Origin of the sequence: Pseudomonas sputi, from assembly GCF_021603585.1 — a bacterium.
Lineage (GTDB): Bacteria > Pseudomonadota > Gammaproteobacteria > Pseudomonadales > Pseudomonadaceae > Aquipseudomonas > Aquipseudomonas sputi.
Map to the genome: position 1 here is coordinate 1 of NZ_BQHI01000053.1, position 6,329 is coordinate 6,329.

General features: G+C 56.4%; 7 protein-coding genes. 3 read left to right on the forward strand and 4 right to left on the reverse strand.

The window, feature by feature from the left end:
* Positions 1 to 354 precede the first annotated feature (354 nt).
* The 3 genes from L6D81_RS29175 to pyk all read right to left on the reverse strand — a co-directional run bounded on the left by L6D81_RS29175 (position 355) and on the right by pyk (position 3,246).
* Positions 355 to 1,101, reverse strand: a complete 747-nt coding sequence (locus L6D81_RS29175) for a hypothetical protein (protein ID WP_236182986.1) — start codon at positions 1,099 to 1,101, stop codon at positions 355 to 357.
* Positions 1,074 to 1,619 (reverse strand): NHL repeat-containing protein, encoded by a 546-nt coding sequence (locus L6D81_RS29180; protein WP_236182987.1) that lies wholly within the window; start codon positions 1,617 to 1,619, stop codon positions 1,074 to 1,076. Before L6D81_RS29180 ends, L6D81_RS29175 begins: the two co-directional genes overlap by 28 nt.
* Positions 1,620 to 1,794: 175 nt before the next feature.
* Positions 1,795 to 3,246, reverse strand: a complete 1,452-nt coding sequence (gene pyk, locus L6D81_RS29185) for a pyruvate kinase (protein ID WP_085697206.1) — start codon at positions 3,244 to 3,246, stop codon at positions 1,795 to 1,797.
* Between the two features lie 173 nt (positions 3,247 to 3,419).
* Here pyk and L6D81_RS29190 point away from each other — a divergent pair, with 173 nt between their 5' ends.
* Both L6D81_RS29190 and L6D81_RS29195 read left to right on the forward strand, forming a co-directional pair.
* Positions 3,420 to 3,806: a tetratricopeptide repeat protein gene (locus tag L6D81_RS29190; RefSeq protein ID WP_011335675.1), complete on the forward strand. Its 387-nt coding sequence runs from the start codon at positions 3,420 to 3,422 to the stop codon at positions 3,804 to 3,806.
* Between the two features lie 219 nt (positions 3,807 to 4,025).
* Positions 4,026 to 4,385: a PilZ domain-containing protein gene (locus L6D81_RS29195; protein WP_236182988.1), complete on the forward strand. Its 360-nt coding sequence runs from the start codon at positions 4,026 to 4,028 to the stop codon at positions 4,383 to 4,385.
* A gap of 49 nt (positions 4,386 to 4,434) precedes the next feature.
* Here L6D81_RS29195 and L6D81_RS29200 read toward each other — a convergent pair whose 3' ends face one another.
* On the reverse strand, positions 4,435 to 4,839 hold the full coding sequence (locus L6D81_RS29200) for a DUF6124 family protein (protein WP_236182989.1): 405 nt from the start codon (positions 4,837 to 4,839) through the stop codon (positions 4,435 to 4,437).
* Between the two features lie 476 nt (positions 4,840 to 5,315).
* On the opposite strand from L6D81_RS29200, the gene L6D81_RS29205 reads away from it, so the two are divergent.
* Positions 5,316 to 6,329: Ig-like domain-containing protein (locus tag L6D81_RS29205; RefSeq protein WP_236182990.1), on the forward strand; the 1,014-nt coding region annotated here is incomplete at its 3' end.

Genomic DNA, 6,329 nt, shown 5'->3' on the forward strand with positions numbered 1-6,329 from the left:
GGAAAAGTGCGATGAATCAATTTGCGATTCTGTACGGAGATCGATTTATCAGGCCAACCTGGTAAAAGCACGGCCTGCCTGACGGCAGGCCGTTACCGGCCCGCACACAAAATATCTGACAGTCCCCCCGTTCCAGCTTCTGCGCAGGAGAGGGAGTGAGCCGACCTGGGGGCTTGGGCATTCAACAAGTCATCACCGAATTGTTGAATGCCTGTTTTGAAAGGCCTCCGCTCGACTCCCTTTCCTCTTCACCTGCCGAGCAAGAGTGCTACAGGTTCAAGACGTTCAGGCAACGTCCGGTGTGAAACCTCACCCGGATGTTTGATGGCCCAAGAGAGCCAGTCTTTCGCCTGGTCAAGGAACAAGACCACACTGAATGACCTGCTGAGATTCATGCGTGCTGAAAAACACCCTGTTCTCATTGAGCATCATCATTGCACCCGCATCGCCAGCGAAACGCACGACACCGTTTATGCCAAAGGTGTTATCGAATTCGCCGTTGGGTTGGAGCTGAACAACCACAAGATTTTTATTGGAACCTAGTGGTTCATCGGCCTGCCCGGCGACTTGCAGCTTGCCATTGGGCAACATTCGTCCAGCAGACCAAGCTGTTGGATAAAACTCCAACTGTGTGACGAGTGGGGTTGCCTTGTTGAATTGAATGTTCGGGCTGCCGTCGGGTTCACGGCTGGTAATCAAGCCTGACCGTACACTGCGTGAGGCCTGACCAATCGCGGCCGTACGGTTATTGTTTTGAGGCGCAAGCGTATTAAATCCAAAGCCTCTTTCTTGGGCACTATCATCTACAATCTCTACAACTCCGTTTACCCCGTAGTCAGGATCCTCTGTTCCGTCCGTCAGTAATCGGATAATCAACCCTGAAGCCGGTTTTCCAGGTTCGAATTGGGATCCGCCTAACAAATACTTGCCGTCCGTGGTATTTAAAACGGTACGTAAAAAAGTGTTCCCCCCATTCGGGGCGTTGAATAATCGATAGCCTGAGCCATTGAATGTTTTGTCGAGCGATCCATCTTTGTCAACTCTAATAACATATGTACCTTCAATCGCCATTTTTAGAACGATAACCTTGCCATCCTCCAAGGCGATAGCCTGAGGAATATTGGCTGTGCTACCGGGAGCATCTGGAGCGGGCAGGGGGGAGAAGGAAGTTTTATGATGACCGTTCCGTCCTTCCCATAACTTTTATCCGGGCTGCCATCCGAATTCAGGCGAATCAGAGCGGGTCGCTGGTACCGGTTATTGTGTTCCCCAATCAGCAGGATTTTTTTCTCCCCGTCGATGTCTTGAACAATAACGTGTTCAGCCACGCCATTGGTTTCGCCGTCCTCTTCAGGGAAGTTTCCTCTGGCATATCCTTGGTCGCCGAAGCTCGTGTCAAGTTTTCCATCAAGGCTCAGACGGCAACACACATAGTCATTTTTTAAAGGCTGGTAAAAAATGTAACCAGCCAGGTAAAGATGTTTTTCATCTTTGCCTAATCCGAGAATGCTCGTGAATACAGTATTCGGAATCACAGGCAGGGTAAATTTGCCTTGGTCTGCGAAGGATAAATCGGGTTCACCATTGAATACGGGAATTGAATTTGAAGAGGTCGACATCTCTTTTGCTCCTTTTGTAAAAGAGCGCTTAGCGTTCACTCCGCGAGATATCTTTCGCTACTGTTAGAAATAACAGTTTCGACGAGCGGTACTTTTCAGGGCTTACAAGGAAGTCTGAAGCAAAAAAGCCCCGCCATTCACATGGCGGGGCTTTTCGTTTTCAGCAACCGGTCACTCAGACCTGCGGGTCGCCCACGTGCAGGATCTTCATGCCGTTGGTGCCACCGGTGGTGTGGTAGCTGTCGCCCTTGGTCAGGATGACCCAGTCGCCTTTCTCCACCACGCCGCGCTTGACCAGCTCGTCGATGGCTTTCTGGCTGACTTCGTTCGGTGCCAGTGAAGCCGGGTCGAACGGCACGGTGTACACGCCACGGAACATCGCCGCGCGGGCCTGGGCTTCGCGGTGCGGGGTGAAGCAGTAGATCGGCACCGAGGAACGGATACGCGACATGATCAGCGGGGTGTAGCCGCTTTCGGTCAGCGCGATGATCGCCTTGACGCCCGGGAAGTGGTTGGCGGTGTACATGGTCGCCAACGCGATGCTTTCGTCGCAGCGCTCGAATTCCTTGCCGATGCGGTGGCTGGACGTCTTGCTGGTCGGGTGCTTTTCAGCGCCGACGCAGATGCGCGCCATGGCCTGCACGGCTTCCAGCGGATAGGCGCCGGCAGCGGATTCGGCAGACAGCATCACGGCGTCGGTGTAGTCGAGCACGGCGTTGGCCACGTCGGACACTTCAGCGCGGGTCGGCATCGGGTTCTGGATCATGGACTCCATCATCTGGGTCGCCACGATCACCGCCTTGTTGTGGCGGCGTGCGTGCAGGATGATTTTCTTCTGGATGCCCACCAGCTCGGCGTCGCCGATTTCCACGCCCAGGTCACCACGGGCAACCATTACCGCGTCGGACGCCTTGATCAGACCGTCGAGGGTTTCGTCGTCGGCCACGGCTTCGGCGCGTTCGATCTTCGCCACCAGCCAGGCGGTGCCGCCGGCTTCGTCGCGCAGTTGACGGGCGTAGTTCATGTCGGCGGCGTCGCGCGGGAAGGACACGGCGAGGTAGTCGACTTCCATTTCCGCAGCGAGCTTGATGTCGGCCTTGTCTTTTTCAGTCAGGGCCGGCGCGGTCAGGCCGCCACCGCGACGGTTGATGCCTTTGTGGTCGGACAGCGGGCCGCCGATGGTCACGACGCAGTTCAGCTCGGTGGCGGTGGCGGTTTCAACGCGCATCACCACGCGGCCGTCGTCGAGCAGCAGCTCGTCGCCCACGCCGCAGTCTTTCACCAGATCCGGGTAGTCGATGCCGACCACTTGCTGGTTGCCTTCGGTCAGCGGATGGCTGGTGGAGAACGTGAACTTGTCACCGATCTTCAGCTCGATGCGCTTGTTGGCGAATTTGGCGATACGGATTTTCGGGCCTTGCAGGTCACCCAGCAGGGCGACGAAACGGCCGTGCTTGGCAGCCAGGTCACGCACCAGCTTCGCGCGAGCCTTGTGCTCGTCGGGGGTGCCGTGGGAGAAGTTCAGACGGGCGACGTCCAGGCCAGCCAGAATCAGCTGTTCGAGAACTTCCGGCGAGTTACTGGCCGGGCCAAGGGTAGCGACGATTTTGGTACGACGGACGGACATGCAAAGACTCCTCAGGTTCAAGCGCCAGCGAAGGCTACTATGCTCGAAGGGTGTAGTCATTGTTCGTTTGCACTACTTTCTATTTTCTTTATTGAACGCGACAACTTTGGGACAAACGCACCTGAAGATTTCCGATCAGGGGTCGATACAGAGCACAAGACAGGAGAACCCCCATGCGATTCGTGCCCATTGCCGCCCTTGCCCTCAGCGTCCTTGCCGCTTCGGGCTGCACCCGTTGGTCGATGAACCATCATCTGAACAACGCCTACAGCGCCTATGACCGGGGCAATTGCGAGCAGGTGATGCTCGAGCTGTCCAAGGTCGAACGCGCCAGCCGCGCCCGCCCTTATGTGTGGCCGGAAGTGTCGATGATGCGCGGACAGTGTCTGGAACGGCAGAAGATGTTCGTCGATGCGGCGCAGACCTATCAGTTCATCATCGCCTCATACCCCAACAGCGAATACGCCTACCGCGCCCGCGCGCGTCTGGAAACCCTGCAGAGCCTGGGCCATTACCCGACTCGAAGCGCTGCCGCCGTGGTACGTCCAACCCGCTTCTGATGGCGGTTGTCATACAAAATCTGGCTGGCTGTACAAGGTGAGCTATAGTCCAATGACATCGGTTTAGAGTCTGGATTCTAAAGCGGCGCAACACCTGCGACCGGCATGTGAAGTACGTGGCGAGCGCCACACCGGGAGCGGGGAGAGCGGACCTGCCGGGCAGGTTCGTTCCGAAGCACAGTGCGGCCCGGTCATCGGGCCATGCATGGCGATACGTTCATGTTTACCGACCGTCGAATCGAACGACACCAGTTGCCGTATTTTCTGCGAGTGTTCAACAGCATCACCGATAAACCCATCGGGTTTCTGGGCAACGTCTCCGAAGACGGTTTGATGCTTATCAGCCAGTTGCCGATGATGATCGGTGCCGAATTCAAGCTGCGTCTGAAAATCCCCCTGGGCGAGGGCTGTCAGCAGGTCATCGACCTGACGGCGTGCTGTCTGTGGTGCCACGAAGACGCGACCCCTCAGCATTACGACGCCGGCTTCAGCTTGTACCGGACACCACCGGAATACGGGCAACTGGTCGAGGCGTTGAAACAGTACTTCAGTTTTCAGCCATTGCCTGCCTCAGCGTGAGGCACACAAAAGGGTCATCACCTGCCCAGGGTGACGACCCTTTTCTCGTTTATGCGTCTATCGCAATTGCCCGCTCGTTATCCAGCGTCTTTTCCGCCAGCAACAACCCCAATTCACTCAACTGATAGATCGCCATCGCCAGATGCCGCGGCTTGTCCTCCAGGCTGTCGGCCAGATCCAGCAGCAGGATGTTGACCGAGGAGAAGGTTTCGTAGGTCTGGATGGCAATCGCTTCCGGGTTGATGTCGGGGTCGACCTTGAACATCTGCATACCGCGATCCACCGAGTTGCGTGGTTTTTCCGGCCTGGGATTGAGATAGAAGTCGAGGGCCTTGTGGGCCGCATCGTGGAGTTTTCTTGAATCGATGGAAGCGTAGGGGGAGACCGGATCGGGTTGGTCGGTCGGGTCCGTTGGGTCGGCGTTCAATGGTGGATTTGGCGTCGGTTTTTTCATGTAGTCGTACTCATCGTTGTTGCCACTTTCTGGCTCGCGACTAAACGAGAAAGGGTGGCGGCTGTAAGCAGGTTAGTCGACCGGGAGTACGTACCGGTGCGCCCGAGGGCGCCCTGCGAACAGCCACCATCAAGTGCGGGGATAGGGAGTACCCGACTGGATGACGCTTATGCGCAACGTACTAAGACCCCGGGCGACTAAACCCGGCCGCTGATTGCAGCGACGGGGATCAAGTTACGGGGCAACGCCAAGGCGCACAAGCCGGCGGATTCTGAGGGATTTGTAGGCAATGGCACAAGCGATCGTAGCCCGCTGTTACGACTTGCAGGACGCTGCCGGACTGGGGTGTGGGAAGAGTTACCGCTTGTCGGGACTGTCAGATTCTACAGGTATCGGACCGAGCAGGATTTGGCCTTCAATAGCTCAGACTTCGGCTGTACAACTGAACGAGTTCTTTACCTCTCGTAGAGGAAGCAATGATGGATGTATTTGGAGACGATCCCAGTGAAAGTGTAGAGCCGGAAACTGAAAACTTGTGTTCTGTTCCACCAGACGAAAAGGCTCAGATACTTCAACTCGACTTCCCGACCCCAAACGCTTTATTGGGCAGCAGAGTGATTGTTTCCGGAAGGGCTGTTCCGCTCAATCCCTCCGCGGAAGTGGTGGTTGAGGTTAACAGGACACTTTATCCCCCAAGAGACAGCAATGGTCGTTGGCAGGTCGAGGACTATCTCGGAGATATGCCATATCCAACTTTTTGGATCACGGCCATGATTCGTGATCCGATGCAGCGGGTTTCGGTAAATGTTACTTGGCGAGAAAATTTCGGGACATTGTTCAAATCCCCAGATGATGGAGCTGTTTTGCCTGCGGCAAAGCCGTTTTTGTTGACGGGGGAGGCCATAACAGGATCGACCGTAACGGTAGTCGATGAAGAAACAGGGCGGACGCTGGGAACTCCAACAGCCGGCGAGAGGGGACACTGGCAATTGTTGATCACTCCGCCTCAGGGTTCTAAATTGACAGTTAAAGCCTCGCACAACGGGTTCGGCGGTTCGCCTGCGCCCGTTCGACGCACGTTTGTTATATCGGGTCCTCCTCGTATCACCAAGCCTTCGGAGGCCACTGTCCAGGATCCAGAGTTCACCGTAGAAGGTGTCGGGGGGGTGGCTGGGGGATACATTGAAATACTCCGGGACGGCGACCATTCGACCAAGTATGGCGAGGCTCCGGTCACTGGCGATAACTGGAGTGTGAAGGTGGATGTCAAACCCGGCCGTCGCTCGCTGGTCGCTCGGCAGACGGTGAAGCCTGCACCACCCGAAATCAGCACGCCCCGATCCTTCGACATCCGTCCTCCCGCATTGACCAACATCGACGTCACTTTCCCGTCCGGCAGGTCGATCAAGTTTGCAGGTGCAGGTCTTGATGGCGCCACTGTGGAAATCAGAGTGATCAACAGCCCTGTTCCCGTGCCTGCGCCGTTGACG

Coding starts and splice junctions, on each gene's coding strand:
- L6D81_RS29195 (WP_236182988.1), top strand. CDS start 4,026: ATGTTTACCGACCGTCGAATCGAACGACACCAGTTGCCGTATTTTCTG.
- L6D81_RS29180 (WP_236182987.1), bottom strand. CDS start 1,619: ATGTCGACCTCTTCAAATTCAATTCCCGTATTCAATGGTGAACCCGAT.
- L6D81_RS29190 (WP_011335675.1), top strand. CDS start 3,420: ATGCGATTCGTGCCCATTGCCGCCCTTGCCCTCAGCGTCCTTGCCGCT.
- pyk (WP_085697206.1), bottom strand. CDS start 3,246: ATGTCCGTCCGTCGTACCAAAATCGTCGCTACCCTTGGCCCGGCCAGT.
- L6D81_RS29200 (WP_236182989.1), bottom strand. CDS start 4,839: ATGAAAAAACCGACGCCAAATCCACCATTGAACGCCGACCCAACGGAC.